Consider the following 24,220-nt stretch of genomic DNA (forward strand, 5'->3'; position numbering starts at 1 on the left):
CCGGTGTCGCCCGGGGTCAGGATCTCTTGATGTCGAGGTACCTAGCGAGGGTCGGCGGGGTGCAGGGCCAGGGCCGACCGCGACCGCAGGTGCGCCTCGCAGTGCGCCACCAGCTCGTCGTACGCCGCCTGTCCCATCAGCGCGACCAGCTCGGCCTCGTTGGTCACGTAGACCGGCTCGACGCCGACGTGCGCCTCGGTGTTGCCCGAGCAGTACCAGTCCAGATCGTGCCCGCCGGCACCCCAGCCCCGCCGGTCGTACTCGCCGATCGAGACCTCGGTGTACGTCGTGCCGTCGGTGAGCTCGACGTTGCGGAACGTGCGCCGGATGGGCAGCTGCCAGCACACGTCCGGCTTGGTCTCCAGCGGGTTGCGGCCCTGCTCGAGCGCGAGCAGGTGCAGGGCGCAGCCGGCCCCGCTGGCGAAGTCGCCGCGGTTGTGGAAGACGCACGCCCGCTGGCCACCCACCTCGTGGGCGCGGGTCTTGCGCTCGCCGTCCTCGTCCTTCTCCACCCAGTCGCGTCGCTTGACCGCCCGTCCGGGGTGGAACTGCCACTGCTCGGGGGTGAGCTGGTCGACGAAGCCCGCGACGCGCTCCTCGTCCTCCTTGCCGGAGAAGTGCGCGCCCAGCGTGCAGCAGCCGACATCGGGGGAGTCGGCGTAGATGCCCTGGCAGCCGCTGCCGAAGATGCAGGTGAACGACGACGTGAGCCAGGTCAGGTCGCAGCGGAGACGTTCGGTGGCGTCATCGGGGTTGACGAATTCCACGAACGCACGGGGGAAATCCAGGGCGACCTCGGGCACCGCGCAACTGTAGTGCCCCGGGCACGACACAGGCCCCGTACCGGCCGGAGCCGGGACGGGGCCTGCTTGGTCAGGATCGGGTCAGGACCCGATCAGGGACCGAAGGTGGGGTCCGGGACCCACTTGCCCACCGAGAGGTGGATGCCGTAGTAGTTCGCCAGCGTCACCGTTCCCGGCGAGCACGGGCTCGCGGTGCAGGTCTTCTTGAAGGTGAACTTCCCCGGGGACGGGTTGCCCGACGGCGGGGTCGCGTAGCCCTGGATGTGGACGTTGGCACCCGCCGACGCCGGAGCGAAGACGAACCCATTGGCGAGCGTGATCCGCACGGCACCGGCCGCGCTGATGCTGACGGTGCCCGCGGCCTTGGTCTGGCCGGCGTACAGGTTCCAGGTGCCCGACGGGCCCTTGACGTACGTCGCCCAGTTGCCGCTGGTCATGCCGTTGTACTTGCCGGTCTTCGCGGCCGTGGCTGCCCAGGCGGTGTCGCCCTGGAACACGACGCACTGACGGTGGACGGTGGTGGACGCGCTGGCCGACTGCCCGGTCGAGAGCGAGGCGTTGTTGGTCACGACCGCGTCGCCGCACGGCGAGCCCGCGTAGGTGAAGCTCTCCGCGAACGACTGGTCATAGCTGGCCGGCGCGGTCAGCGGGACGCTCAGGCCGAGGCGCGCGTCGGTCAGGACCGTGTCGGCGCCGTAGGTGTTGGTCGGCGTCGAGGACCAGTCGACCGAGTCGGTGTCGCTGTAGGCGTCGACGTCGGTGGTCGCGGTCGCAGTGATCGGCCCGGCGAGCTGGGTGCTCGCGCTGTAGGTGCAGTCGACCTCGGCACCCTTGGCGATGGCGGCACTGGCGGACCCGCCGCCGCAGTCGACGTTGGTGATGCTCGGGTCGGACAGCGTCAGCGTGAAGTCGGTGTCGTTGTCGCCGTCGTTGGTGACCGCGACCATGCCGTGGACCGCGTAGTTGTCGTCGGCCGAGGTGGCCGAGGCCTGCAGGTGCCAGTTGACGGTTCCGGACTGCGGGCCGTCGGTGGAGTTCGCGTAGAGGTAGACGTCGGGGTCGTCCACGCTCTTGCTGAGCGACCAGGTGTAGGTGCGGTCCCAGCTCGTGGTGATCGTCTGGGCGACGGTCAGGTGCTCGACGTCGACGTGACCGGGGCAGATGTTCGCGTCGCTCGGGTCGTCGGACAGCGCCGGGATGTCGTGGCGCCCGTCGGAGGACATGTGCTTCCAGTAGACGATGCTGGTGTCGCCGGCCTCGTAGAGGGCCAGCAGGTCGGCGTCGATGTGGCTGTCGGACTTGTCCGGCGGGATCAGGTTCCAGCCGTTGCCGAGCTCGCCGGCCCCGTTGACCGGGTGGCAGACGTACTCGGCGACGTGGCCGCCGGTGTCGGCGGTGGCGTGCGGAGCGAGGGCGACACCCGAGATCGCCGCGGTGGCGGCGAGGGCAAGGGCGGCGCCGATGCGCGTACGGCGGTGGTCCCGCCTGCGGTGCAGTGGCTTGGGCATGACACGGAGTCCTTACCTGGGAGCTGGGGAGCTGGGTAGTGGCGGGGTGGGAGCACCCCACCGAGCAGCCAACGTGAGCCCGCACGATGCGGCAGCGGTTCGGCGGGATCCAGCGGATCCGAGGGATGGATCCGGGTCATCGGACTAGACCGGTCGGGCCTCGGGCCGCCCGTCGAGCGGGTAGTTTGGGTGCCATGCGGCTGGGCGTGCTCGACATCGGTTCGAACACCGGACATCTCCTGGTGGTCGATGCGCACGACGGAGCGGCGCCGCTCCCGGCGTACTCCTACAAGCAGCCGCTGCGGCTCGCCGAGCACCTCGACGCCGACGGCAACGTGTCGCAGACGGGCATCGACGCCCTCGCGTCGTTCACCGCGGAGGCCCTGGTCGTCGCCGAGGAGCGCGGCTGCGAGGACATGCTGAGCTTCGCGACCTCCGCCGTCCGCGACGCGGGCAACTCCGAGGACGTCCTCCGCCATGTCAAGGACCGCACCGGGGTGGCGATCTCGGTGCTGTCGGGGGAGGACGAGGCCCGCCTCACCTTCTTGGCGGTACGCCGGTGGTTCGGCTGGTCCGCGGGACGGCTCATCGTCTTCGACATCGGCGGCGGCTCCCTCGAGATCGCGGCCGGCAGCGACGAGCGGCCCGACGTGGCCCAGTCGCTCCCGCTGGGCGCGGCCCGGCTCGCGACGCGCTACTTCGGTGCCGGGGGTGAGGGGACGCTCGACGAGGACGCGCTGCGCGGGATCCGCCGGCAGATCCGCGCCGACATCGCCAAGGACGCCGGCCAGGTCCTCCGCGCGGGCAGCACGCACCGCGCGGCCGCGACCTCGAAGACCTTCCGCTCGCTGGCCCGGATCTGCGGAGCGGCGCCGTCGGCGGACGGCCCGCTGACGCCGCGGTCGTTGCCGCTCGACGGGCTGCGCCAGTGGATCCCCAAGCTGATCGAGATGACGCCCGCCGAGCTCGCGGACCTGCCCGGGGTCTCGCCGAGCCGCACCCACCAGATCGTCCCGGGTGCGCTGGTGGCCGAGGCGTGCATGGACATCTTCGACGAGGACCGCCTCGAGATCTGCCCGTGGGCGCTGCGCGAGGGCGTGATCCTCGAGACCATCGACAAGCTGAGCGTCGCCGACGAGGTGTGAGCCGGGCATGAGTCAGGCCACGAGTGACATCCAGGTGGGGCTGTCCACCGTGTCGGTCTACCCCGAGTCGACCGCGCACGGCTTCGCGTACGCCGCCCACCTCGGCTACGACTCGGTCGAGGTGATGGTCGGGATCGACGCGCTCTCCCAGCAGACGACGGCGCTCCAGCAGCTGTCCGACCACCACGAGATCCCGATCAGCGCGGTCCACGCGCCGTGCCTGCTGTTCACGCAGCGGGTCTGGGGGATCGAGCCGTGGGGCAAGCTGCAGCGCTCCGCCGAGATGGCCCGCGACGTCGGTGCCGACGTGGTCGTCGTGCACCCGCCGTTCCGCTGGCAGAAGGAGTACGCCGCCGACTTCGTCAACGGGATCGCGGCGCTGGAGGAGTCGACCGGCATCGCGTTCGCGGTCGAGAACATGTACCCGTGGCGCGCGTCGCGGCGGCAGATGCCGATGTACCTGCCCGGCACCGACCCGTCCGAGGAGCCCTACGCCAACGCCACCATCGACCTGTCCCACGCGGCGATCGCGGGCGACGACGTCATCGCGATGGCACAGCGCCTGGGGCCTCGGCTGCGGCACATCCACCTCACCGACGGCACCGGCAACGCTCGCGACGAGCACCTGGTGCCGGGCCGCGGCGAGATGGGCGCGGGCGCGTTCCTCGAGCACCTGGTGACGAGCGGGTTCGCGGGCGAGGTGATCGTCGAGATCAACACGCGCCGCTGCCCGACCGTCGATGAGCGGACGGCCGACCTGGCGGAGTCGCTGGCGTTCGCCCGCGCGCACCTGGCCGTCCGGGCCCGGCCGTGAGCGCGCCTCCCGTCGAGGTCGCCGGGCTGCGGGTCGTCCGCGGCGGTACGACGGTGCTCGACGGGCTCGACCTCACCGTCGAGGCGGGGGTGACCGGACTGCTCGGACCGTCGGGCTGCGGCAAGTCCACCCTGCTGCGCGCGATCGTCGGCGTGCAACGGGTGGCGGGCGGCTCGGTCAGCGTGCTCGGGGCCCCGGCCGGGTCGGCGTCGCTGCGCACCCGGGTCGGCTACCTCACCCAGTCCTCCAGCGTGTACGACGACCTGTCGGTCACCGAGAACCTCCGCTTCTTCGCGCGGGTGCTCGGGCGCCCGTCGCGCGTGGTCGACGAGACGATCGAGCTGGTCGACCTCGGCCGGCACCGCGACCAGGTGGTGGGTCGGCTCAGCGGCGGGCAGCGCTCGCGCGTGGGTCTGGCCGCGGCGTTGCTCGGTGACCCCGAGCTGTTGGTCCTGGACGAGCCCACGGTCGGCCTCGACCCGGTCCTGCGGCGCGACCTGTGGGCGGTGTTCCACCGACTGGCCGACGACGGCAAGGTGCTGCTGATCTCCAGCCACGTGATGGACGAGGCGGACCGCTGCGACCGGCTGCTGCTGATGCGCGAGGGCCGGATCATCGCCCACGACACCCCTGCCGCGGTGAAGGCCGCAGCCGGCGTGGAGACGGTCGAGGAGGCGTTCCTGGCCCTCGTCGAAGGGGTCGAGGGATCCGGGGGAGGCGCGCGATGACGCCCCGGATCACCGCCGCGATCACGGCCCGCGTGCTGCGCCAGCTGACCCGCGACCGTCGTACCCTCGCGATCCTGCTGGTCCTGCCGTGCCTGCTGCAGACGCTGCTGTGGTGGATCTTCCAGAACTCCTCGTTCGTCTTCGACCGGGTCGGGCCGGCCCTGCTGGCGATCTTCCCGTTCTTCGTGATGTTCCTGGTGACCAGCGTGACGACCCTGCGCGAGCGCGCGAGCGGCACGCTGGAGCGGCTGTTCACGCTGCCGATGGGCAAGCTGGACTTCCTGCTGGGCTACGCACTGGCCTTCGGGCTGGTCGCGATGCTGCAGGCGGTCCTGGCCGTCGGGGTGGCCGTCGGGCTGCTCGGCATGGACGTCGGCGGTCCGATCGTCCTGCTCGGGGTGGTCGGGGTCGCCGACGCGGTGCTCGGCACCGCGCTGGGGCTCTTCGTCTCCGCGTTCGCCCGCACGGAGTTCCAGGCGGTGCAGTTCCTGCCGGCGGTGGTGGTGCCGCAGATCCTGCTCTGCGGGCTGCTCGCCCCGCGCTCGGCGATGCCCGACGTGCTGCACGCCGTCTCGGACGTGATGCCGCTGACCTACGCGGTCGATGCGATGTCGCGCCTCGCGGCGGGCGACGCCCTGGGCGGTGTGTGGCGCGACCTCGGTGTCGTGGTCGGCTTCGCCCTGGCCGCGCTCGCCCTCGGGGCCGCGACCCTGCGCCGGCGTACCGAGTAGCGCGGGTAGGTTGCGGGCCATGACGCAGATTGCTCTGATCGGTGCCGGGATGATGGGCGAGGCGCTGCTCGCCGGCCTGCTGGGCGCGGGCCGCGCGGCCGACTCGGTCCTGGTGGGGGAGAAGCGCGCCGAGCGCGCCGCCGAGCTCACCGAGCGGTACGGCGTCCGGGTGCTCGACAACATCGGTGCCGCCGAGGCCGACACGGTCCTGCTCGTCGTCAAGCCCCAGGACGTCGCCGGGGTCCTCGAGGAGATCTCGCCGTCGCTGCGGGCCGGCCAGCTCGTCGTCTCCCTGGCGGCCGGCATCACCATCGCCGCGATCGAGGCGCTCGTGCCGGAGGGCGTCGCCGTGGTCCGGGTCATGCCGAACACGCCCGCGCTCGTGGGCCAGGGCATGGCGGCGCTCTCGCCGGGCACGCACTGCACCGACGCCCAGCTGGCCGTGGCCATCGAGCTGCTCTCGGCGGCCGGACGCGCCGTCGTGGTCCCCGAGAAGCAGCAGGACGCCGTCACCGCGGTCAGCGGATCCGGTCCGGCGTACGTCTTCCTGGTGGCCGAGGCGATGATCGAGGCGGGTGTCCACCTCGGCCTGCCGCGGGCGACGGCCCACGAGCTCGCCGTCCAGACCCTGCTCGGGGCCGCGACGATGCTCAGCGAGAGCGGCGAGCACCCGTCGGTGCTGCGCGAGAACGTCACGTCGCCGGCCGGCACCACCGCCGCCGCCCTCGGCCGGCTCGAGGCCCACGGCCTGCGCGCCGCCTTCCTGGACGCTCTCCGGGCCGCCCACGACCGCTCGGTCGAGCTCGGCAGCTGACCCGGGCGCAAGCAAGGGCGACGAGGAGGAAGTCGTCAGGCCCAGCGCAACGTCGCGAGATCCCGCACCCGCGTGACCTCGGAGCCGCCGCGCGCCCAGCCCTGCCGGTCCAGCAGTACGCCGGTCAGGCCGGCCCGCCGCGCGCCGAGCACGTCGTGGCGCAGGGAGTCGCCGACCATCAGGGTGCGGTCGGGGCGTACCCCGAGCGCGGCGCAGGCGGCGGCGTACGAGCGCGGGTCGGGCTTGGCCGCCGGCAGCTCGGAGGAGGCGAAGACCGGGACGTCGCGGCGCAGCAGCCCGGTCCGGCGCAGCTTCTCGGTCTGGATCGCGGCCTCGCCGTTGGTGAGGATCCCGACCCGCAGCCCGTCGGTCAACGCGCGCTCCAGCGTCGCCGCCGCGTCGCCGAACGCCCGCCAGGCGGACTGGTAGCAACCGAGGTAGCCCGCGAACACGTCGTCGGCCAGCGCGTCGTCGGCCAGGTCCCAGCTCGGCAGGAACTCCCGGATCCGCACCCGGCGCTGCTCGACGTGGGAGATCTCGCGGCGCTGGTAGCGCTCGTGGTGGCGCGCCTCCAGCGCGAACCAGCGCTCGACCAGCTCCTCGAGGTCGTTCGGTGTCTGGGCCAGCCCGAGCCCCGCCAGCCAGGACCGGACGCCCCGGTCGGCGGCTCCGCGGTGGTCGACCAGGGTGTCGTCGAGGTCGAACAGAACGCCCTCGAAACCGGTCATGGACGCAGTCTCCCAGCGACCGCCGACAGCGCAGCAGCGTGGGCGACCGCCGCGCCGCCCGATCCCCGGGTCAAGCCGACACGCCGCATCCCCAAAAGTTGCTCTGGTGAATCCCTTCCCCATCAGTCACATCAGGCCCTATTGTCACCAACAGGTCCGGTGATCACAGCTGGGGAAGGCTGTGACGGACACACCAGAAAGCGTGGTTTGCCATGGCTCCCTCGTCGCGCGAGCGCACCGAGTCCCTCCCGGACCCCAAGTTCCTGACGATCGCGGAGGTCGCATCGATGATGCGGGTCTCCAAGATGACCGTCTACCGCCTCGTGCACGACGGGACCATCCCGGCGCACCGGGTCGGCCGCTCGTTCCGCCTCACCGAGGACGACGTGAACGCCTACCTGGAGAAGTCCTTCTACAACGCGGGCTGACCCGGTCCCGGCGTACGGCCGTGACCTGTGTCCCATTCGTAACCGCTGATTCACCCACCTCGCCCCGCCCCCGATAGGCTGGTCCGGTCCTCCGGCGTCTGCCGTGGGCGACAGACGAGGTCGGATGGTCCGGTCGTTGGAGAGGTACACGTGGGTTCTGTCATCAAGAAGCGGCGCAAGCGCATGGCCAAGAAGAAGCACCGCAAGCTTCTGAAGAAGACGCGCGTCCAGCGCCGCAAGCTCGGTAAGTGACCGAGCTTCCGCCGGGAACGTCATGAGCGGCCGCACGGTCCTGATCACCGGGGTCTCCCGCGATCTCGGTCGTGCTTTCGCGCGTTCCCTGGCGGAGCACCCGGGCATCGCCCGGGTCGTCGGTGTCGATGTCACGCCGCCCCGCGGCGACCTCGGCGCCGCCTCGTTCGTCCGTGCTGACATCCGCAACCCGGTGATGGCCAAGATCATCGCCAAGGAGGATGTCGACACCGTCGTCCACATGAGCGTCATCGCCACCCCCGGCTCCGCCGGTGCGCGCGGCACGATGAAGGAGCTCAACGTCATCGGGACGATGCAGCTGCTGGCCGCCTGCCAGAAGTCCGAGCGGGTCCGGCAGGTGGTGGTCAAGTCCTCCACGACGGCGTACGGCGCCAGCAACCGCGATCCCGCCATGTTCACCGAGGACATGGAGCCGCGGAGTGCCGCACGCAGCGGCTACGCCAAGGACGTCGTCGACGTCGAGGGCTACGTCCGCGGCTTCGCCCGTCGCCGGCCCGATGTGGCGGTCACGATCCTGCGCTGCGCCAACGTCATCGGCCCGCAGGTGGTCAGCCCGCTGACGTCGTACCTGAAGCTGCCGGTCATCCCGACCGTGCTCGGCTTCGACCCCCGGTTGCAGTTCCTGCACCAGGCCGACCTGCTCGGCGTGCTGACCCACACCGTGGACAACCCCGCGCCCGGCACCTTCAACGTCGCCGGTGACGGCGTGCTGATGCTGTCCCAGGCGCTGCGCCGGATGCAGCGGCCGAGCGTGCCGCTGCCGTCCTTCGCCTTCGGCGGGGTCGGCTCGGCGCTGCGCTCGGCGCGGATGGCCGAGGTCTCGCCGGAGCTGTTGGCGCTGCTGACCTACGGCCGTGGCGTGGACACCACCCGGATGAAGGCCGAGCTCGGCTTCGAGCCGGCGTACACGACGGCGAGCAGCTTCGCGGAGTTCGCCGCCACCCTCAGCCCGACTGGTGGTCGGTCCCAGCGCGCCGTCGGGGCGCTGGCCGATCGCTTCCCCGTCCGACCCGCCGCCCCTGCGGGTCTGCTGACCCTCGCCGGAGGCGACGATGGCTGACGCCGAGATCATCCCGATCGGCACCCGCGGACGTCCCGGCCGCGGCACCGGCACGCGTCCGTCGGCGGCCGCGCGCGGCCTCGCCCAGCCCAAGCCCAAGCCGAAGACCAAGCCCTCGGCAGAGGACACCACGGCGGCCCAGCCGCCCACCGAGGACGTCATCCGCCTCCCCGAGGACGCGATCATCCCGCTTCCGACCGAGACGCCGACCCTGCTGCCGACCTCGCCGACCGCGCTGGGCCACGGCCTCGAGGTGGTCGATCGCGAGCCGTCCGGCGGCATTCCCGTCGGCGACTGGCTGATGGCCTTCCAGCACGCGGCCCGCGAGCTGTTCGGTGAGCAGTGGGAGCCGCAGCTGGCGCGCTTCCTGGCGTTCCTGCGCCGCCGCCTCACCGGTGAGTACGTCGTCGACGAGTACGGCTTCGACCCCGAGATCACCGAGCGCTTCCTGTTCGCGGCGCTGCGCCCGATCGCGCAGAAGTGGTTCCGGATCGAGGTCCGCGGGATCGAGAACATCCCGACCGCCGGTGGCGCCCTCGTGGTGTCCAACCACTCCGGCACCATCCCGGTCGACGGCCTGATGACGATGACCACCATCCACGACGAGACCGGCCGCTTCCTGCGACCGCTGGGTGCGGACCTGGTCTTCCGGCTGCCCTTCGTCGGCACGGTCGCCCGCAAGGGTGGCGCCACCCTGGCCTGCAGCGAGGACGCCGAGCGGATGCTGCGCGGCGGCGAGCTCGTCGGCGTCTGGCCGGAGGGCTTCAAGGGCATCGGCAAGCCGTACGCCGAGCGGTACAAGCTCCAGCGCTTCGGGCGCGGCGGCTTCGTGTCGGCGGCGGTCCGCACCGGCGTACCCATCGTGCCGCTGTCGGTCGTCGGCGCCGAGGAGATCTACCCGCTGGTCGGCAACATCCCGGCACTGGCGCGCGTCCTCGGCATGCCCTACATCCCGATCACCCCGCTGTTCCCGCTGCTCGGCCCGCTCGGCCTGGTGCCGCTGCCGTCGAAGTGGATCCTGGAGTTCGGCGAGCCGATCCGGACCGACACCTACGACGCGGGCTCCGCGGACGACCCGATGCTGACCTTCAACATCACCGACCAGGTCCGCGAGACCATCCAGCAGACGCTGTACACGCTGCTGCGCCAGCGCGAGTCCGTCTTCCGCTGAGCCGTGGGCCGGGGCGTCCGCGCCCCTGACCCAGGCCGCTCTCAGGTCCGCCACAGCCTCGACCCGTAGGCTCGCCACCCATGAGCTCCGACAAGACGCCTGACGCCGAGTCCCTCGCCGACCTGGTCGCGACCGCCGCCGAGAAGGCCGCGAAGACCGAGCGCCCCACTCCGACGGTGACCGTCCGGTCGGGCGACGACGCACCGACGGCGACGCGACGCCCGGGCAAGGCGGTCCTGATCGCCGCCGGTGTCGGCGTGGTCGCCGCGCTGGCCGGGGGCGGGGTGGGCTACGCGATCGGCCACGGCTCCGGCTCCACCAAGGCTGGCGACACCGCGACCCTGACCCTCCCGGGCACCCTGTCCGGCGGCTACCAGCGGTCGGCCACCGTCGACTCCAACATCAAGTCCGCCACCCAGTCCGCACAGGACACCCTGGGCGCCGGGACCGACATGGCGCTCTACACCAAGAGCAAGTCGCAGGTGCTCGTCGAGGCGACCCGGCTCCCGGGCAACGCGCTGCTGCAGGCCGGGATGACCTACGCGAAGGTCGGCGACACGATCTGTGCGTCGACCACGTCCACCAGCGGCACCGAGGCGATCTGCAGCCGCACCAGCGGCGACCTCACGGTGAAGGTCACCGCCTCGTCGTCCGACATCTCCTCCAAGTACGTCGACGAGGTGTTCGCCGCCCTGGCCTGAGCCGGACGCTGCCCGGCGCCGCGGCCGCCGCCCTCCGCGCGCGCCGAGGCTGACGTCAGCTCGTGCGGTGCGGGATGCACACGGCGTAGTGGTCGCCCCAGTTGAACACGCGGCGCGAGTGCGGGTAGTGGTAGAAGAAGTCGACGTGGGGGTACTTGTGCCCGCACGCCGTCCGGGCGAAGGTCGCCGCGGCCGTCGCGCTGGTCCAGGTCGACATGGCGATGGTGGCCGTCGCCCGGTAGCGGTGGGTCTTCGTGCACGGCACGTCGAAGTAGCCGGTGGTCCGCTTCTGGATGCACAGCGTCTCGCGATCCATCAGCCAGTTGCTCAGTCCCGAGGCCGACGGGAGGGGCTGCAGCGTCCGGCCGGCGCCGTGCAGCGCGACGTCGCAGCGCACCCAGCGGGCGCCGGCGCTCCACTGCGCCTCGGTCGGGACGAACACGAAGAGGCCGTACATGCTGCGCACGTAGTTGCGCCACCCGCCGACCGCTGCGGCCGCGGCGGGGTAGCAGCGGGAGAGGACCTGGTTCGCGGCCTCGGTGCGCACGGAGTCGGCGCGGACCGCGGCCACCTTCACCGTGATGGTGTCGTGCGGGCCGTCGCACGACACGGGGGCCTGCGGATCGGAGTAGGCGCCCGCCTGCTGGTAGGTCAGCTGGTGGCAGCTGCCCTCGGTCGGAGTGCTGGACGGCCCGGCGGTCGCGGTGGACGCTCCCGCGACCAGTGAGGCGGTGGCGCAGGCGAGTGTGGCGACGGCGGCGAGCGAGCGGATCGGGCGCATGGCCGGCAACATACGCCTGCTCGGCGGTCGGCGTGGCCGGTTCCCCGGTTAGGGTCTACCCATGCCGATCGCCACGCCTGAGAAGTACGCCGAGATGCTCGCTGCCGCGAAGAGCGGCGCCTACGCGTTCCCGGCCATCAACGTGTCCTCGTCCCAGACCCTGAACGCGGCCCTGAAGGGCTTCGCGGATGCGGGGTCGGACGGCATCATCCAGATCTCCACCGGCGGAGCGGAGTACCTCTCCGGCCCCGGCGTGAAGAACATGGTGACCGGGTCGGTCGCCTTCGCGGCGTACGCCGCCGAGGTGGCCAAGAGCTACCCGGTCAACATCGCGCTGCATACCGACCACTGCCCCAAGGACAAGCTCGACGGCTTCGTCCGTCCGCTCATCGACCTCTCCGCCGAGCGCGTCGCCCGCGGTGAGGCGCCGCTGTTCCAGAGCCACATGTGGGACGGCTCCGCCGTACCGCTCGACGAGAACCTGCAGATCGCCGAGGACCTCCTCGCGAAGTGCAAGGCCGCGCGGATCATCCTCGAGATCGAGGTCGGCGTCGTCGGCGGCGAGGAGGACGGCATCGTGGGGGCCATCGACGAGAAGCTCTACACGACCCCCGAGGACGCGCTCGCGACCGTCGCCGCCCTCGGCCTGGGCGAGCAGGGCACCTACCTGACCGCGCTCACCTTCGGCAACGTGCACGGCGTCTACAAGCCCGGCAACGTCAAGCTGCGCCCGGAGATCCTCAAGAACGCCCAGGACGCGATCGTCGCCAAGTACGGCGACGCCGCCGGCGCCAAGCCGCTCGACCTGGTCTTCCACGGCGGTTCGGGCTCGACCGAGGAGGAGATCGCGGCCGCGGTGTCCTACGGCGTGGTGAAGATGAACGTCGACACCGACACCCAGTACGCCTACACCCGCCCGGTCGCCGATCACATGCTGCGCAACTACGACGGCGTGCTGAAGATCGACGGCGAGGTCGGCGACAAGAAGACCTACGACCCGCGCGCATGGGGCAAGGCCGCCGAGGCCGGCATGTCCGCCCGGGTGGGCCAGGCCTGCGCCGACCTCAGCTCGGCGGGCAAGTCGATCGGCTGATGACCGACGCCGCCTCACCGACCGTCGGCGGTACGCCGCTGCAACGGGCCCCTCGCCTCTCCGAGCTGACCGGCCTCGACGTCTGGCTGAAGCGCGAGGACCTCACCCCGGTGCGGTCCTACAAGGTCCGCGGCGCGTTCAACGTCGTCTCCTCGCTCTCGGGCGAGGAGCGGGAGGCGGGTGTGGCCTGCGCGTCCGCGGGCAACCACGCCCAGGGTGTGGCCTTCGCGTGCGCGCGCGCCGGTGTGCGGGCGACGATCTTCCTGCCCGGCACCACGCCGCGCCAGAAGCGCGATCGCGTCGCGGCGCTCGGCGGCTCGTACGTCGACGTCGTCATCGCGGGGGAGACCTACGACGACTCGGTGGTCGCGGCGGCCGAGTTCGCGGCCGCGTCGGGCGCCACGGTGATCCCGGCGTTCGACCACCCCGGCGTGATCGAGGGCCAGGGCACCGTCACGGCTGAGATCCTCGACGAGCTCGGCGCCGCCGGCATCGGCCTCGACGCGCTGGTGGTCCCGGTGGGCGGAGCCGGGCTGCTCGCCGGCGCGGTCACACAGCTGCGCGAGCGCTCGCCGGGCACGATCGTGGTTGCGGCCGAGCCCGCAGGAGCCGCGTCGCTGGCCGCCGCTCTCGAGGCGGGCGGGCCGGTCGACCTCGACCAGGTCGACCAGTTCGTCGACGGTGCCGCAGTACGCCGCGTCGGCGACCTCACCTACGCCGCGGTCGCCGCCGCACGGGCGGAGATCGACGTACGTCCTGTCGGTGTCCCGGAGGGGCTGATCTGCGTCGAGATGCTCGACATGTACCAGTCCGACGGCATCATCGCCGAGCCTGCCGGGGCGCTCGCCGCGGCCGCCCTGCGGCTGCCCGGGATGGACCTGCCCCCGGGCTCGACGGTCGTCGCGGTCGTGTCGGGTGGCAACAACGACGTCTCCCGCTACGCCGACATCGTCGAGCGGGCCCTCGTCTACGAGGGGCTCAAGCACTACTTCCTCGTGGAGTTCCCGCAGGAGCCCGGCGCTTTGCGCCGCTTCCTCGACGAGGTGCTCGGACCCGACGACGACATCACCCTGTTCGAGTACACCAAGCGCAACAACCGGGAGACCGGCCCGGCGCTGGTGGGCATCGAGATGCAGCGCGCCTCCGACCTGGACGGCCTGCTGGCCCGGATGGAGGACTCGCGTCTGCGCGTCGAGCGGGTCGCCCCCGACAGCCCCCTGTTCGGCTTCATCCACTGACCCTGTGGAGAGCCGTTCGGGGCCGGCCCAGGGCCGACCCCGTCGAGCCCGCGGGACTCAGCGGCCGGCGTAGCCCACATGCTTGGGGCGCTCGTAGAACATCACGGCGACCAGCCCGATGGCGTACGCCGCGGCGGGCAGCCACATCGCCTCCCGCATCGCCTGGCTGAACAGGTCGGCGATGTGCGGGTCGGCGATCTTGCCGACGTGGGCCTCGTTCGCGCTGCCGCCGCCGGGGAGGTTCGCCGCCAGCCGGCTCGCGATGAGGACCGCGATGGCGGCGGAGCCGAGGACCGAGCCGACCTGTCGGGTGGCGTTGTAGACGCCGGCGCCGGCCCCGGCCAGGCGCATCGGCAGGTTCCGGTTGGCGGTGGCGGCGGTGGGCGCCCAGATGAAGGCGTTGCCGATGCCGATCAGCACCATCGGGATCGCGATCTCCCAGATCGCGGCCTCCGGGCGGATCTCGGCCATCAGGTAGAGGAAGCCGACCAGGCTGACGCCGAAGCCGATCCCGGTGACGATCCGCGGGTGCAGCGTGTCGGTGAGTCCGCCCACGAACCGGGCCAGGAAGATCGACATCACCGCCATCGGAAGCATCAGCAGCGCCGCCTGAGTGGGGGAGTCGCCGCGGACACCCTGGGCGTAGAACATCAGCGGGAAGCCGAACGCGGCGCCGATCGAGCCCATGCAGGTGATCGCCACGTTGGAGACCGAGAAGTTGCGGTCCTTGAACAGGCTCAGCGGCACGAGGGGCTCGGCCTTGTTGACGGCCTGCCAGAAGACGAACAGCCCGAGGGTGACCAGGCCGCCCACGATCATCGCGATGATCCAGCCCGCCCAGTGGTGCTGGTGGCCCTCCTGGATGCCGAAGCAGAGCAGGAACATCGCCGCGCCGGACAGCGCGACGCCCAGCCAGTCGAACTTGTGCGGGGAGGTCGGCAGCGCCGGCACCAGGCGCCAGGCCGCGACGAACGCGACCACGCCCACGGGGACGTTGACGATGAAGATCCACTCCCACCCGGCGAGATCGGTGAGCACACCGCCCGCGATCGGGCCGATGACCATCGCCACGCCGGCGGTCGCGCCCCAGACCGCCATCGCGGAGCCGCGCTTGGCCGGCGGGAAGATGCGGGTGATGATCGCCATCGTCTGCGGCGTCATCATGGAGGCCCCGAAGCCCTGCACGACGCGCGCGAGCACGAGGGCGCCGACCGTGGAGGTCAGGCCGCACCACAGCGAGGCGAGGGTGAAGACCGTCAGGCCGCCGAGGTACAGGTACTTCGAGCCGAACCGGTCGCCGAGGCGTCCGGTGATGAGCACAGGCACGGCGTAGGCCAGCATGTAGGCGCTCGTCACCCACAGGACGTCGGTCTCCGAGGCGTTCAGCTTGTCCATGATCGTGGGGGTCGCGACCGTCACGATCGTCATGTCGACCAGGATCATGAAGAACCCGATCACCAATGCCCACAGCGCCGGCCAGGGATCGGTCTCGGCGGTGGGTGCGGCCGGTGCCGCCGTCTCACTCTGGGTCACAAGTACCACTCAACACCCGACCACCGACATTCGTTCCCGATCACAACGATCTTCGGCGATCCGAGGGACGGTCAGACGGCGGGCGGCAGCGGCGCCACCCTCGGGTCGCCCGCGTCGGCGTGGTAGTCGCCCACCGACGTCGCGTCGGTGCCGTTCGACACCTTCAGCGCGTTCAGGACCACCGTCACGACGACCGTCACGACCACGTTGAGCACGAACGCGGTCATCGCGATGTAGCCCAGCTGCCCGATCCCCGGGATGTCGGCGAGCGAACCGCCGAAGTGGCCGCCGGTGGTCGGGCTGATGACGCGGTACGCCGCGATCGTGCCGTAGGTCATCGCCGCCGCCCAGCCCGCCAGCAGCGCCCATCGATGGAACCACCGCGTGTACAGGCTGAACACCACCGTCGGGAAGATCTGCAGGATCCAGATCCCGCCCAGCAGCTGGAAGTTCAGCGCGTTCTGCTTGTCCATCGTCAGCACGAAGACCAGGGCGAACGCCTTCACGATCAACGACATCAGCTTGGAGACCTTCGCCTCCTCCTGCGGCGACGCGTCGGGCTTGATCCACTCCTTGTAGATGTTGCGGCTGAACGTGTTCGCCGCCGCGATCGACATGATCGCCGCCGGCACCAGCGCGCCGATAGCGATGGCCGCGAACGCGATGCCCGTGAACCACGACGGGAACTGGTCCTCGAACAGCTGGGGGATGACCAGCTGCGGGTTGGGCTTGCCGTCCAGCCCGACCGGCTTGGTCCCGGCAGCGATCGCGACCCAGCCGAGCAGCGCGAGCAGGCCGAGGAGGAAGGAGTACGCCGGCAGGAGCGCCGCGTTGCGACGTACCGTGTTGCGGCTCTTCGATGAGAGCGACGCGGTGATCGAGTGCGGGTACATGAACAGCGCCAGCGCCGACCCGAGTGCCAGCGTCGCGTACGCCCAGTGCGTGCTGTCGACCGAGACGAAGGTGCCGGCGGGCTTGCCGGTGGCGGGGTTGACCGTGGCCATCTTGGTCTTCGCGGCATCGAAGATGTGGCCCCACCCGCCGACGTGGTGGGGCAGGTAGATCACGGCCACGATGATCACCAGGTAGATCAGGATGTCCTTGACGAACGCGATGACGGCCGGGGCCCGCAGGCCGCTGGTGTAGGTGTACGCCGCCAGCACGGCGAACGCGATCAGCAGCGGCAGGTCCTTGGCGAACCAGTTGCCGCCGCCACCCAGCCCGGCGACTTCGAGCACCGCCTGGATGCCGATCAGCTGCAGGGCGATGTAGGGCATCGTCGCGAGGAAGCCGGTCACCGCCACGGCGAGCGAGAGCGGCCTGGCGTCGTAGCGCCCGCGGACGAAGTCCGCGGTGGTGACGTAGCCGTGCCGGTGGCTGACCGACCACAGTCGCGCCATGAAGACGAAGACGATCGGGTAGAGAACGATCGTGTAGGGCACCGCGAAGAACCCGGCCACCCCGCCGAGCGCGAACATCGCGGCCGGCACGGCGACGAAGGTGTACGCCGTGTACAGGTCGCCGCCGAGCAGGAACCAGGTGATCACCGTGCCGAAGCTGCGCCCGCCGAGGCCCCACTCCTCGAGGCTGTCCAGCGAGGCGGCGCGCCGGAACCGGGTCGCCAGGAACCCGGCGACGGTGACGAGGGCGAACAAGACGATGAGCACCGCGAGGGCGGTGCCGTTGACGCCGGCGTCGGCGGTCAGCGGGATCATCGCTCATCGTCCTTGCGGCGGGCGGACAGGGTGAGCCGGTAGGCCGCATAGGTCATCGCCGAGCACAGGAACACCCAGAGGAACTGGTACCAGAAGAAGAACGGGAAGCCCCACAGGGACGGGCTGGTCTTCGCGTACGTCGGCACCGCCATCAGGGCGATCACCGGGAGGGCCAGCAGCACGCCCGCCAGGACGAGCTTGCGACGGTCGGCGTGCTGGGGCTGAGGTGTTCCGTTCCCGAGTGACATGGTGGGCAGGTTAGTACGCTGTGACCTGGGTCACGCACAGGTGGGCGTGCGCCGAGCGCTGTGCGGTCGGGTCCGGGCGCCGAACGGTCGCGCGCCACAATGGAGCCATGACCGGAATCGACCTGATGGCTGGCCCGCCGCCCACCCTCCTCCCGGAGGACCCCGCCGCGGAGGCACTCGCCGGCGCGACCGACGCTGCCGCCGTCGTCCGCCAGTTCCCGGCCTCCCCGCTGGCCTGGTCGGCGCTGGCCGCGCAGGCCGCGGTCCAGCACGCCGACCCGGTCACGATCTACGCCTACGCGCGGGTCGGCTACCACCGGTCGCTCGACGTGCTGCGCCGCAACGGCTGGAAGGGCCACGGGCCGGTCCCGTGGGAGCACGAGCCCAACCGCGGCTTCCTGACCTGCCTGGCGATGCTCGCCAAGACCGCCCGGGCGATCGGCGAGACCGACGAGTGGGAGAGGTGCTCGAACTTCCTGCGCGAGTCGAGCCCGACGGCGTACGACGAGCTGCTGGCCTGACCGGGCCGGACCGGCGTCAGGCCCCGCGCACCAGGGGCGGCCGGTAGCAGCGGTGCCGGTCGCGCCCGGCGCGCTTGGCGGCGTACAGCGCCTCGTCGGCGCGCACCAGGGCCGCCTGCTCGGTGCCCGCGCCCGTGGGGAGGTCGGCGAACAGCGCGACGCCGACCGAGGCGGTCACCAGGGCCGTGCCGGTCCTGCCGGCGGCGTCGCGGACCGCCGCGACGACGTCGAGGGCCAGTCGCTCGACCACGGCGCGGTCGCCCCGCGGAAGCACGACGGCGAACTCGTCGCCACCGATCCGGCTCACCGAGGCCGGTTCGACGACCGCCTGCACCAGCGACCGGGCGACGGCGACGAGCAGCCGGTCGCCGGCCTGGTGCCCGGCGGTGTCGTTCACCAGCTTGAAGTGGTCGACGTCGACGATCAGCAGCGCGCCACCCGGGTCCTCGGCCGGCAGGTGGCCGAGCGCGGAGCGCAGCTCGGCCTCGAACCAGCGGCGGTTCCAGATGCCGGTCAGCGGGTCGCGCTCGGCCAGCTGGCGGGCCCGCTGCTCGGCGGCCCGCAGCGCGTGCTCGGCGCGCACGCGGTCGACCTCCACCCGGTGGATCGACTGGGCGGTCACGGTCACCACCACGGCCAGCAGCACCATCATGCTGCCCGCGAAGGCGGCGGTGCCGAGGTTGATGTTGTGCTGCAGCACGGGGACCAGGCCCAGCGTGGGCGGGGCGAGGATGACCCACGGCAGGAGGCGTCGTACGACGGTGCCGGCCGGCCCGCGGTCCCACAGGTAGACCAGTGGCCGCCGGTCCGCGTGCAGTCCGGCGAGACCGATCGTGAGTGCTGCGATGCTCACGGCCGACGGCACGGACAGGCCCGGGCCCCCGTTGAGCGAGGCCAGCTCGGGCGCCTGGAACATCCAGCCGAGCTCGAGCACCAGTACCAGGCAGGCGTAAACGGCGGTGGCGACCGCGCCGAGCCGGGCGAGCGACGGCCGTCGTCCCGACAGCAGCCGCGCGAAGGCGAAGACGACCATGGCCGTCGCCGCCTGGCTCGAGGACCGACCAGGGTGGTCGGCGCCGAACGGGTCGTGCACCAGCAGCTGGTCGATGCCGAGCGAGTGACCGCTGATCCACTCGGTGAGGGTGAGCACACCGATCGCCAGGGGCACCAGGGCCAGCCACCGCTGCCCCGGTATCCGGCCGACCAGCGACAGGCCCGCGAAGGTGGACGCCAGTGCGGTGTTCGCCTTCATCGTGGGCAGCGCCGGGATCTCCGTCACGAGTGCCGAGAAGTGCCGCGTCCAGCCGACCAGCATGACCACGCCGATCAGGCACACCAGGCCGCCGGCGTACGTCGGAAGGCGGCGTACCCACTCCGGCGGCGGAGCGAAGCTCTGCGGAGAGATCCTCATGGCGCGCAGGGTCAGGCGCCGACGGTCTGCGGGGCCAGGGTCCGGGGGATCCGGGCGGCGTCCCCCAGCGGGACGCCCTTCCCGTAGCGGTATCCCTGGACCTGGTCGCAGCCGCGGCTGCGCAGGTACTCCTCCTGGGCCTCGGTCTCGACGCCCTCGGCGACCACGACCATGCCGAGCGCGTGCGCCATGCCGATGATGGCGTCGACGACGGCGGCGTCGTCGTCGACCGAGGCGATCGGTGCGACGAAGGACCGGTCGATCTTGATCTTGTCGATCGGGAAGCGGGTCAGGTAGGCGAGGCTGGAGTAGCCGCAGCCGAAGTCGTCGACGATCACCTCGACGCCGCGGGCGCGCAGGGCCTGCAGCGAGGCCACGGCGTCGCCGTTGTCCTCGAGCAGGATGCCCTCGGTGATCTCGATGCCCAGCTGCCACGGCTCCAGGCCGGAGTCCTCGAGGGCCGACGTCACCAGGTCCACCCAGCCGGCGCCGTGCAGCTGGCGCGGCGAGGCGTTGACGGCCAGCCGCAGCGGCATCTTGACCGCCCGCTGCAGCACGGCGATGTCGGCGCACGCGGTGCGCAGCACCCACTCGCCCAGCTCCAGGATCAGCCCGCTGTCCTCGGCGACCGGGATGAACCGGTCCGGGGACACGGTGCCGAGCTCGGCGCTGTGCCAGCGCGCGAGCGCCTCGAAGCCGATCAGCCGTCCCTCGGTCAGGTCGAACTGCGGCTGGTAGACGACCGCGAGCTCCCCGTGCGCCAGGGCGTTGCGCAGGGCACCGGACAGGGCCAGCTTCTCGTTGACCTCGTCGATCATCGCGACGTCGAACCAGGCCAGGCTGTCGCGGCCGGACGCCTTGGCGCGGTACATCGCCACGTCGGCGTGCCGCAGCAGCGTGGCCGGGCTGTCGCCGTCGCGGGGGAAGGTGGTGCCGCCGATGCTGGCGGTCACCACGACGTCGTACCCCTGCACCTGGATGGGGGCGAGCAGGGAGGCGAGCATGCCCGCGATCCGCTCGGACAGGTCGGTGCCGGGGGTCAGGTCGTCCATGACGATCGCGAACTCGTCGCCGCCGAGCCGCGCCACCATGTCCGCGCCGCGCACCCAGCCCCGGAGTCGCTCGGCGACCGCGAGGAGCAGCTCGTCGCCGATGTGGTGGCCGAGGGTGTCGTTGATCCGGTTGAAGTGGTCGAGGTCCAGCAGCAGCAGCGCGACCTCGGTGCCGTTGCGCTCGGCGCGCCGCATCGCGATGTCGAGCTGCTCGACCAGCTGGGTGCGGTTCGGCAGGTCGGTGAGCTGGTCGTGGTGCAGGACGTGGTCGGCGCGCTGGCGCGCCTCGATCCGCTGGGTGATGTCGAAGGCGACCACGAGGTAGCCGGTGGGCGTGCCGTCGTCGTCCTTGAGGACCACGACCTCCTCGCTCACCGGTACGACGGACCCGTCCTTGCGCCGGTAGGACCACTCGATCGAGGTCCCGATGTCGCGCAGCACGGGGACCTCGACCTCCTCGGACCGCCGCCGCTCGGCGTCGATCGCGGTCAGCGCGCTGCCGACGAGCTCCTCCTGGCGGTAGCCGACGAGCTCCTCCGCGGCCGGGTTGGCGGTGACGATGCGGCCCACCAGGTCGGTGGCGATCACCGACAGCGGCAGCGTGGCCAGGATGGTCCGCAGCTGCTGGGCCTGGCGTGCGGCGTCGACCTCGGCCTGGCCGCGGCGGCGCTCGGTGATGTCGATGATCGAGGCGAGGACGTGCGGCTGCTCGTCGATCGTGATCGGGTTCAGGCCGATCTCGATGGGCAGCTCGGTGCCGTCCTTGCGGACGCCGTACAGCTCGCGGCCCACCCCCATGCCGCGCCGGCTGGGGTGCACCAGGTAGTTCTCGCGGGCGTGCACGTGGGCGTCGCGGGCGCTCGCGGGGACGAGCGCGTCGACGTTCATCCGGAGCAGTTCGTCGCGGGTGTAGCCGAACGAGCGCTCCGCCTCGCTGTTGACGAGGACGATCCGACCGCCGCCGTCGACGAGGAGCATCGCGCTCGGCGATGCCTCGATCAGAAGGTGCATCTGGTCGTCGTGCACGTGTCCCCCAGGGTCGGCCTGCAAGAGGTCGTGGTCTCTCGGATCGCCGTCCATGGCACTTCCCGTCATCGGTGTCGGCTCGGCCGACTCTTCTATGCTGGACCCGGTGCGTCGCTCGGGGGCGCCGAACGGGTGGTCGTCGGGACTTCGTCCTGACAGGTCCGCCCGATCGCACACAAGCGAGTCGTTGTCCTCCAGCGATGGATGTTCCATCCGTACCTTCGGGCATGTGGAGGACAGCATGAGGGGATTGCAGCGGCTCGTCGGCGTGCTCATCGTCGGAGCGGCGGTGGGCGGCGCGGCGCTGTTGTGGTGGGCCGTGTCCGGCTCGGGCGACCGGTACGCCGGTCCGGCGCACTCCGGCGTGCTGCTCGGCACCTGGAACGTCCTCTACGACACCGAGGCGCCGGGTCCCGCGACCATCGGCGCCGCGATCGGCCTCGCCCTGATCTTCGCGGCCGCTGTCGCCACCATCGAGACCCGGATCGCGAACCGCGCGCGGCGCAGCGTCGACGGTGCGCACCTGCCGCTCTCGCCGCGCGTGGTGATGGCCGAGACCCGCGGTGTGTACGCCGGTCCGGTGACCCTCACCGTCCTCATCCCGGCGCACAACGAGGAGCGGGGCATCGGCCTCACGCTGGCCTCCCTCAAGGAGCAGTCGCACCCGCCGGACCGGATCATCGTCGTCGCCGACAACTGCACCGACGGCACCATCGCGGTCGCCGAGGCGGCCGGGGTCGAGGTCGTGGAGACGGTCGGCAACGACCGCAAGAAGGCCGGGGCGCTCAACCAGGTCCTGGCCCAGGTGCTGCCGCACCAGGGCGACAACGACCTGGTGATGGTGATGGACGCCGACACCGTCCTGGACCAGGGCTTCCTGGACAGTGCTGCCCGACGGATGACCGCCGACCGCGGCCTGATGGCCGTCGGCGCGCTGTTCTACGGCGAGGAGGGCTGCGGCCTGCTCGGGCAGTTCCAGCGCAACGAGTACACCCGCTACGGCCGCGACCTGAAGCGCCGGCGCGGCAAGGTCTTCGTGCTCACCGGCACCGCCACCGTCTTCCGCCCCCGCGCGCTGCGGACCATCGCCGCCGAGCGCGGCCGCAGCATCCCCGGGGTCCACGGGGACGTCTACGACACCCTGGTCCTCACCGAGGACAACGAGCTCACCCTCGCGCTGAAGAGCCTCGGCGCGCTGATCATGTCGCCGTCGGACTGCACCGTCGTCACCGAGGTGATGCCGACCTGGGGCAACCTGTGGACCCAGCGGCTGCGCTGGCAGCGCGGTGCCCTGGAGAACCTGGGCGCCTACGGCATGCGCCCGCAGACGTTCCGGTACTGGGCCCAGCAGCTCGGCATCGGGTACGGCGTCATCGCCCTGCTCAGCTACCTGCTCCTCATCGCCGTCACGACGCTGGCCAGCGACGGCTGGGTGTGGTTCCCGTTCTGGCTCGGCGTGGGCTCGCTGTTCGTGGTGGAGCGGGTCATCGGCGTGTGGGCCGGTGGCTGGCGCGCCCGGCTGCTCGCGATCTGCCTGCTCCCCGAGCTGCTGTACGCGATGTTCCTCGACGTGGTCTACGTCAAGGGCGTCATCGACCTCTCCCGCGGCCGCCAGGCGACCTGGGGCGCGGGCCACGCCGCCGATCCGACCGGTGCAGCCGACGCGGAGCGGGTGAGCGCATGACCGCCCTGCTCCCGGCGTACGGGATCCTGCTGCCGTCGGGTGTCATGCACACCCACTGGTTCGGCGTGCTGGCCGCGTTCGTGGCCGTCAACACCGTCATCTACGTGGCCCTGGCGATCGCCAAGGCGATGCCGAAGATCTACGTCCGCGACTGGATCCCGCGGGGCTACCAGCGGGCCGAGACGCGCTCGATCCACCCCGACGACCCGGCCTGACGCCGCAGCTCCTGCGAATTCTGCCAATGAAGGCTCGATCAACGATGCGACTATCGGCGGGAAAGCTTGGAGGACCGCATTCCACCAGTCATCGGCGATGAGGCAGGCTGGAACGCTATGACAAAGGTTCGCGGACATGGGCGGCAGTTCCGGCCGGGACTGAGCTGAGATGGACTCGCTCAGCCTTATTGCCGTGTCGGGTCGGCAAGCGCGGCTCGGCGAATGGGGGACCCTGAACATCGAAGGACCCCATACGGCAGTGCTCAGGCTGCGATGGGCCGGCGATGTCGAGCTTCCACACGCAGTCGCACGTGACCTGACCGCAGGGGTGCTCGTCCTCAACGATGAGTTGGGTCGGCTCGTCTACCTTCCCTACGCAGGCGCCATCATTACGGCCTACGACCTGCGTGAAGGGGAGTGCCTGACACCGCCATTTGAGATTCCCCGTGACCCTGACCGCGGCATGCGGACGGCTAGCGCGCGCCTCGCACGTGGGCTCGGCATTCTCCATCTCACCGAAGCGACGATGGCGCTCGTCAACGAGGACTGCACACTCGGCTGGATTCAAATCGGCGACTTCCGAGGGTGGGGTATCGAAGGAGTCAGGGCCGACGAAGTGGATCTGCTGTTCGAGGACTGGTCCGGCAGTATGCGTCGTGAGTCTTGGAATCTCTCGACTGGTCAGCGTTTCAACTAACTCGTGGTTGCCCCGGCAGTCTGATCCAGTCGGGTGTTGAGAGGAGAGTCCCCTGTGGTGGTGGGGTTTGAGGTCCAGCGGCGGGGCTGCGTGAAGTAGGCG

Annotated in this window: 24 protein-coding genes and 1 pseudogene; 16 read left to right on the forward strand and 9 right to left on the reverse strand. The window is 71.2% G+C overall.

Going from position 1 to position 24,220, the window contains the following annotated elements; genetic code table 11:
• Positions 1–41: 41 nt before the first annotated feature.
• Together ACYU8V_RS13040 and ACYU8V_RS13045 are read right to left on the reverse strand one after the other, a co-directional pair.
• The gene (locus ACYU8V_RS13040) at positions 42–803 is read right to left on the reverse strand and encodes a hypothetical protein (protein ID WP_460847916.1); all 762 of its coding nucleotides are present in this window, start codon (positions 801–803) and stop codon (positions 42–44) included.
• A 92-nt stretch (positions 804–895) separates the two neighbouring features.
• A complete protein-coding gene (locus ACYU8V_RS13045) occupies positions 896–2,311 on the reverse strand; it encodes a hypothetical protein (protein ID WP_460847918.1) in 1,416 nt (471 codons plus the stop codon).
• Positions 2,312–2,505: 194 nt separating this feature from the next.
• On the opposite strand from ACYU8V_RS13045, the gene ACYU8V_RS13050 reads away from it, so the two are divergent.
• The 5 genes and pseudogenes from ACYU8V_RS13050 (at position 2,506) to proC (ending at position 6,543) form a co-directional block, all read left to right on the forward strand.
• Positions 2,506–3,456: a Ppx/GppA family phosphatase gene (locus tag ACYU8V_RS13050; protein WP_460847919.1), complete on the forward strand. Its 951-nt coding sequence runs from the start codon at positions 2,506–2,508 to the stop codon at positions 3,454–3,456.
• Between the two features lie 7 nt (positions 3,457–3,463).
• Entirely contained in the window at positions 3,464–4,270 is an 807-nt protein-coding gene (locus ACYU8V_RS13055) for a sugar phosphate isomerase/epimerase family protein (protein WP_460847921.1), read from the forward strand.
• 89 nt (positions 4,271–4,359) lie between these two features.
• Positions 4,360–4,750: pseudogene (locus tag ACYU8V_RS13060) on the forward strand (ATP-binding cassette domain-containing protein); the annotation flags it as partial.
• A 244-nt stretch (positions 4,751–4,994) separates the two neighbouring features.
• On the forward strand, positions 4,995–5,729 hold the full coding sequence (locus tag ACYU8V_RS13065) for an ABC transporter permease (RefSeq protein ID WP_460847922.1): 735 nt from the start codon (positions 4,995–4,997) through the stop codon (positions 5,727–5,729).
• Between the two features lie 19 nt (positions 5,730–5,748).
• Positions 5,749–6,543: a pyrroline-5-carboxylate reductase gene (proC, locus tag ACYU8V_RS13070; protein WP_460847924.1), complete on the forward strand. Its 795-nt coding sequence runs from the start codon at positions 5,749–5,751 to the stop codon at positions 6,541–6,543.
• Positions 6,544–6,578: 35 nt separating this feature from the next.
• Here proC and ACYU8V_RS13075 read toward each other — a convergent pair whose 3' ends face one another.
• Positions 6,579–7,271, reverse strand: coding sequence for an HAD family hydrolase (locus ACYU8V_RS13075; protein ID WP_460847925.1), 693 nt, complete (start codon positions 7,269–7,271; stop codon positions 6,579–6,581).
• A 212-nt stretch (positions 7,272–7,483) separates the two neighbouring features.
• On the opposite strand from ACYU8V_RS13075, the gene ACYU8V_RS13080 reads away from it, so the two are divergent.
• The 5 genes from ACYU8V_RS13080 (at position 7,484) to ACYU8V_RS13100 (ending at position 10,904) form a co-directional block, all read left to right on the forward strand.
• A complete protein-coding gene (locus ACYU8V_RS13080; RefSeq protein WP_460847927.1) occupies positions 7,484–7,699 on the forward strand; it encodes a helix-turn-helix domain-containing protein in 216 nt (71 codons plus the stop codon).
• A 150-nt stretch (positions 7,700–7,849) separates the two neighbouring features.
• Positions 7,850–7,951: a 30S ribosomal protein bS22 gene (locus ACYU8V_RS13085; protein WP_008356322.1), complete on the forward strand. Its 102-nt coding sequence runs from the start codon at positions 7,850–7,852 to the stop codon at positions 7,949–7,951.
• A gap of 22 nt (positions 7,952–7,973) precedes the next feature.
• The gene (locus tag ACYU8V_RS13090) at positions 7,974–9,032 is read left to right on the forward strand and encodes an NAD-dependent epimerase/dehydratase family protein (protein WP_460847928.1); all 1,059 of its coding nucleotides are present in this window, start codon (positions 7,974–7,976) and stop codon (positions 9,030–9,032) included.
• Complete coding sequence (locus ACYU8V_RS13095; protein WP_460847930.1) at positions 9,025–10,203, forward strand: lysophospholipid acyltransferase family protein; 1,179 nt, start codon at positions 9,025–9,027, stop codon at positions 10,201–10,203. The genes ACYU8V_RS13090 and ACYU8V_RS13095 overlap by 8 nt, the downstream gene beginning before the upstream one ends.
• Positions 10,204–10,283: 80 nt before the next feature.
• Entirely contained in the window at positions 10,284–10,904 is a 621-nt protein-coding gene (locus ACYU8V_RS13100; RefSeq protein WP_460847931.1) for a hypothetical protein, read from the forward strand.
• A gap of 55 nt (positions 10,905–10,959) precedes the next feature.
• Here ACYU8V_RS13100 and ACYU8V_RS13105 read toward each other — a convergent pair whose 3' ends face one another.
• Positions 10,960–11,685, reverse strand: a complete 726-nt coding sequence (locus ACYU8V_RS13105) for a septum formation family protein (RefSeq protein WP_460847932.1) — start codon at positions 11,683–11,685, stop codon at positions 10,960–10,962.
• A gap of 61 nt (positions 11,686–11,746) precedes the next feature.
• Between ACYU8V_RS13105 and fbaA the strand changes: the two genes are divergently transcribed.
• A complete protein-coding gene (fbaA, locus tag ACYU8V_RS13110; protein WP_460847933.1) occupies positions 11,747–12,778 on the forward strand; it encodes a class II fructose-bisphosphate aldolase in 1,032 nt (343 codons plus the stop codon).
• Positions 12,778–14,016: a threonine ammonia-lyase IlvA gene (ilvA, locus tag ACYU8V_RS13115; RefSeq protein ID WP_460847935.1), complete on the forward strand. Its 1,239-nt coding sequence runs from the start codon at positions 12,778–12,780 to the stop codon at positions 14,014–14,016. Before fbaA ends, ilvA begins: the two co-directional genes overlap by 1 nt.
• Positions 14,017–14,073: 57 nt before the next feature.
• Here ilvA and ACYU8V_RS13120 read toward each other — a convergent pair whose 3' ends face one another.
• The 3 genes from ACYU8V_RS13120 to ACYU8V_RS13130 form a co-directional block, all read right to left on the reverse strand.
• Positions 14,074–15,549 (reverse strand): DHA2 family efflux MFS transporter permease subunit, encoded by a 1,476-nt coding sequence (locus ACYU8V_RS13120; RefSeq protein ID WP_460847936.1) that lies wholly within the window; start codon positions 15,547–15,549, stop codon positions 14,074–14,076.
• A 71-nt stretch (positions 15,550–15,620) separates the two neighbouring features.
• Positions 15,621–17,264 (reverse strand): monocarboxylate uptake permease MctP, encoded by a 1,644-nt coding sequence (mctP, locus tag ACYU8V_RS13125; RefSeq protein ID WP_460847937.1) that lies wholly within the window; start codon positions 17,262–17,264, stop codon positions 15,621–15,623.
• A complete protein-coding gene (locus tag ACYU8V_RS13130; protein ID WP_460847938.1) occupies positions 17,261–17,512 on the reverse strand; it encodes a DUF3311 domain-containing protein in 252 nt (83 codons plus the stop codon). The genes mctP and ACYU8V_RS13130 overlap by 4 nt, the downstream gene beginning before the upstream one ends.
• Before the next feature lie 107 nt (positions 17,513–17,619).
• On the opposite strand from ACYU8V_RS13130, the gene ACYU8V_RS13135 reads away from it, so the two are divergent.
• Complete coding sequence (locus ACYU8V_RS13135; protein ID WP_460847940.1) at positions 17,620–18,033, forward strand: DUF3151 domain-containing protein; 414 nt, start codon at positions 17,620–17,622, stop codon at positions 18,031–18,033.
• 16 nt (positions 18,034–18,049) lie between these two features.
• Here the strand turns inward: ACYU8V_RS13135 and ACYU8V_RS13140 are convergent, their stop codons facing one another.
• Both ACYU8V_RS13140 and ACYU8V_RS13145 read right to left on the reverse strand, forming a co-directional pair.
• Positions 18,050–19,444 carry a GGDEF domain-containing protein gene (locus ACYU8V_RS13140; RefSeq protein ID WP_460847941.1) on the reverse strand — a complete coding sequence of 465 codons (1,395 nt, stop codon included), beginning with the start codon at positions 19,442–19,444 and terminating at the stop codon, positions 18,050–18,052.
• An 11-nt stretch (positions 19,445–19,455) separates the two neighbouring features.
• Entirely contained in the window at positions 19,456–21,507 is a 2,052-nt protein-coding gene (locus tag ACYU8V_RS13145) for a putative bifunctional diguanylate cyclase/phosphodiesterase (protein WP_460847943.1), read from the reverse strand.
• A gap of 256 nt (positions 21,508–21,763) precedes the next feature.
• Between ACYU8V_RS13145 and ACYU8V_RS13150 the strand changes: the two genes are divergently transcribed.
• The 3 genes from ACYU8V_RS13150 to ACYU8V_RS13160 all read left to right on the forward strand — a co-directional run bounded on the left by ACYU8V_RS13150 (position 21,764) and on the right by ACYU8V_RS13160 (position 24,118).
• Positions 21,764–23,206, forward strand: a complete 1,443-nt coding sequence (locus ACYU8V_RS13150) for a glycosyltransferase family 2 protein (protein WP_460847945.1) — start codon at positions 21,764–21,766, stop codon at positions 23,204–23,206.
• A complete protein-coding gene (locus ACYU8V_RS13155; RefSeq protein ID WP_460847947.1) occupies positions 23,203–23,421 on the forward strand; it encodes a hypothetical protein in 219 nt (72 codons plus the stop codon). Before ACYU8V_RS13150 ends, ACYU8V_RS13155 begins: the two co-directional genes overlap by 4 nt.
• 169 nt (positions 23,422–23,590) lie before the next feature.
• Complete coding sequence (locus ACYU8V_RS13160) at positions 23,591–24,118, forward strand: hypothetical protein (protein ID WP_460847949.1); 528 nt, start codon at positions 23,591–23,593, stop codon at positions 24,116–24,118.
• The last annotated feature ends 102 nt before the right edge of the window (positions 24,119–24,220 follow it).

This window comes from Nocardioides ultimimeridianus, from assembly GCF_054777895.1.

Bases quoted from the DNA above. Each gene is read 5' to 3' on its own strand.
- ACYU8V_RS13150 (WP_460847945.1), top strand. From the start codon at position 21,764: ATGAGGGGATTGCAGCGGCTCGTCGGCGTGCTCATCGTCGGAGCGGCG.
- ACYU8V_RS13160 (WP_460847949.1), top strand. From the start codon at position 23,591: ATGGACTCGCTCAGCCTTATTGCCGTGTCGGGTCGGCAAGCGCGGCTC.
- ACYU8V_RS13095 (WP_460847930.1), top strand. From the start codon at position 9,025: ATGGCTGACGCCGAGATCATCCCGATCGGCACCCGCGGACGTCCCGGC.
- ACYU8V_RS13075 (WP_460847925.1), bottom strand. From the start codon at position 7,271: ATGACCGGTTTCGAGGGCGTTCTGTTCGACCTCGACGACACCCTGGTC.
- ACYU8V_RS13130 (WP_460847938.1), bottom strand. From the start codon at position 17,512: ATGTCACTCGGGAACGGAACACCTCAGCCCCAGCACGCCGACCGTCGC.
- ACYU8V_RS13080 (WP_460847927.1), top strand. From the start codon at position 7,484: ATGGCTCCCTCGTCGCGCGAGCGCACCGAGTCCCTCCCGGACCCCAAG.
- ACYU8V_RS13050 (WP_460847919.1), top strand. From the start codon at position 2,506: ATGCGGCTGGGCGTGCTCGACATCGGTTCGAACACCGGACATCTCCTG.
- ACYU8V_RS13100 (WP_460847931.1), top strand. From the start codon at position 10,284: ATGAGCTCCGACAAGACGCCTGACGCCGAGTCCCTCGCCGACCTGGTC.
- ACYU8V_RS13135 (WP_460847940.1), top strand. From the start codon at position 17,620: ATGACCGGAATCGACCTGATGGCTGGCCCGCCGCCCACCCTCCTCCCG.
- ACYU8V_RS13140 (WP_460847941.1), bottom strand. From the start codon at position 19,444: ATGAGGATCTCTCCGCAGAGCTTCGCTCCGCCGCCGGAGTGGGTACGC.
- ilvA (WP_460847935.1), top strand. From the start codon at position 12,778: ATGACCGACGCCGCCTCACCGACCGTCGGCGGTACGCCGCTGCAACGG.
- ACYU8V_RS13155 (WP_460847947.1), top strand. From the start codon at position 23,203: ATGACCGCCCTGCTCCCGGCGTACGGGATCCTGCTGCCGTCGGGTGTC.
- mctP (WP_460847937.1), bottom strand. From the start codon at position 17,264: ATGATCCCGCTGACCGCCGACGCCGGCGTCAACGGCACCGCCCTCGCG.
- proC (WP_460847924.1), top strand. From the start codon at position 5,749: ATGACGCAGATTGCTCTGATCGGTGCCGGGATGATGGGCGAGGCGCTG.
- ACYU8V_RS13055 (WP_460847921.1), top strand. From the start codon at position 3,464: ATGAGTCAGGCCACGAGTGACATCCAGGTGGGGCTGTCCACCGTGTCG.
- ACYU8V_RS13065 (WP_460847922.1), top strand. From the start codon at position 4,995: ATGACGCCCCGGATCACCGCCGCGATCACGGCCCGCGTGCTGCGCCAG.
- ACYU8V_RS13145 (WP_460847943.1), bottom strand. From the start codon at position 21,507: ATGCACCTTCTGATCGAGGCATCGCCGAGCGCGATGCTCCTCGTCGAC.
- fbaA (WP_460847933.1), top strand. From the start codon at position 11,747: ATGCCGATCGCCACGCCTGAGAAGTACGCCGAGATGCTCGCTGCCGCG.
- ACYU8V_RS13045 (WP_460847918.1), bottom strand. From the start codon at position 2,311: ATGCCCAAGCCACTGCACCGCAGGCGGGACCACCGCCGTACGCGCATC.
- ACYU8V_RS13090 (WP_460847928.1), top strand. From the start codon at position 7,974: ATGAGCGGCCGCACGGTCCTGATCACCGGGGTCTCCCGCGATCTCGGT.
- ACYU8V_RS13105 (WP_460847932.1), bottom strand. From the start codon at position 11,685: ATGCGCCCGATCCGCTCGCTCGCCGCCGTCGCCACACTCGCCTGCGCC.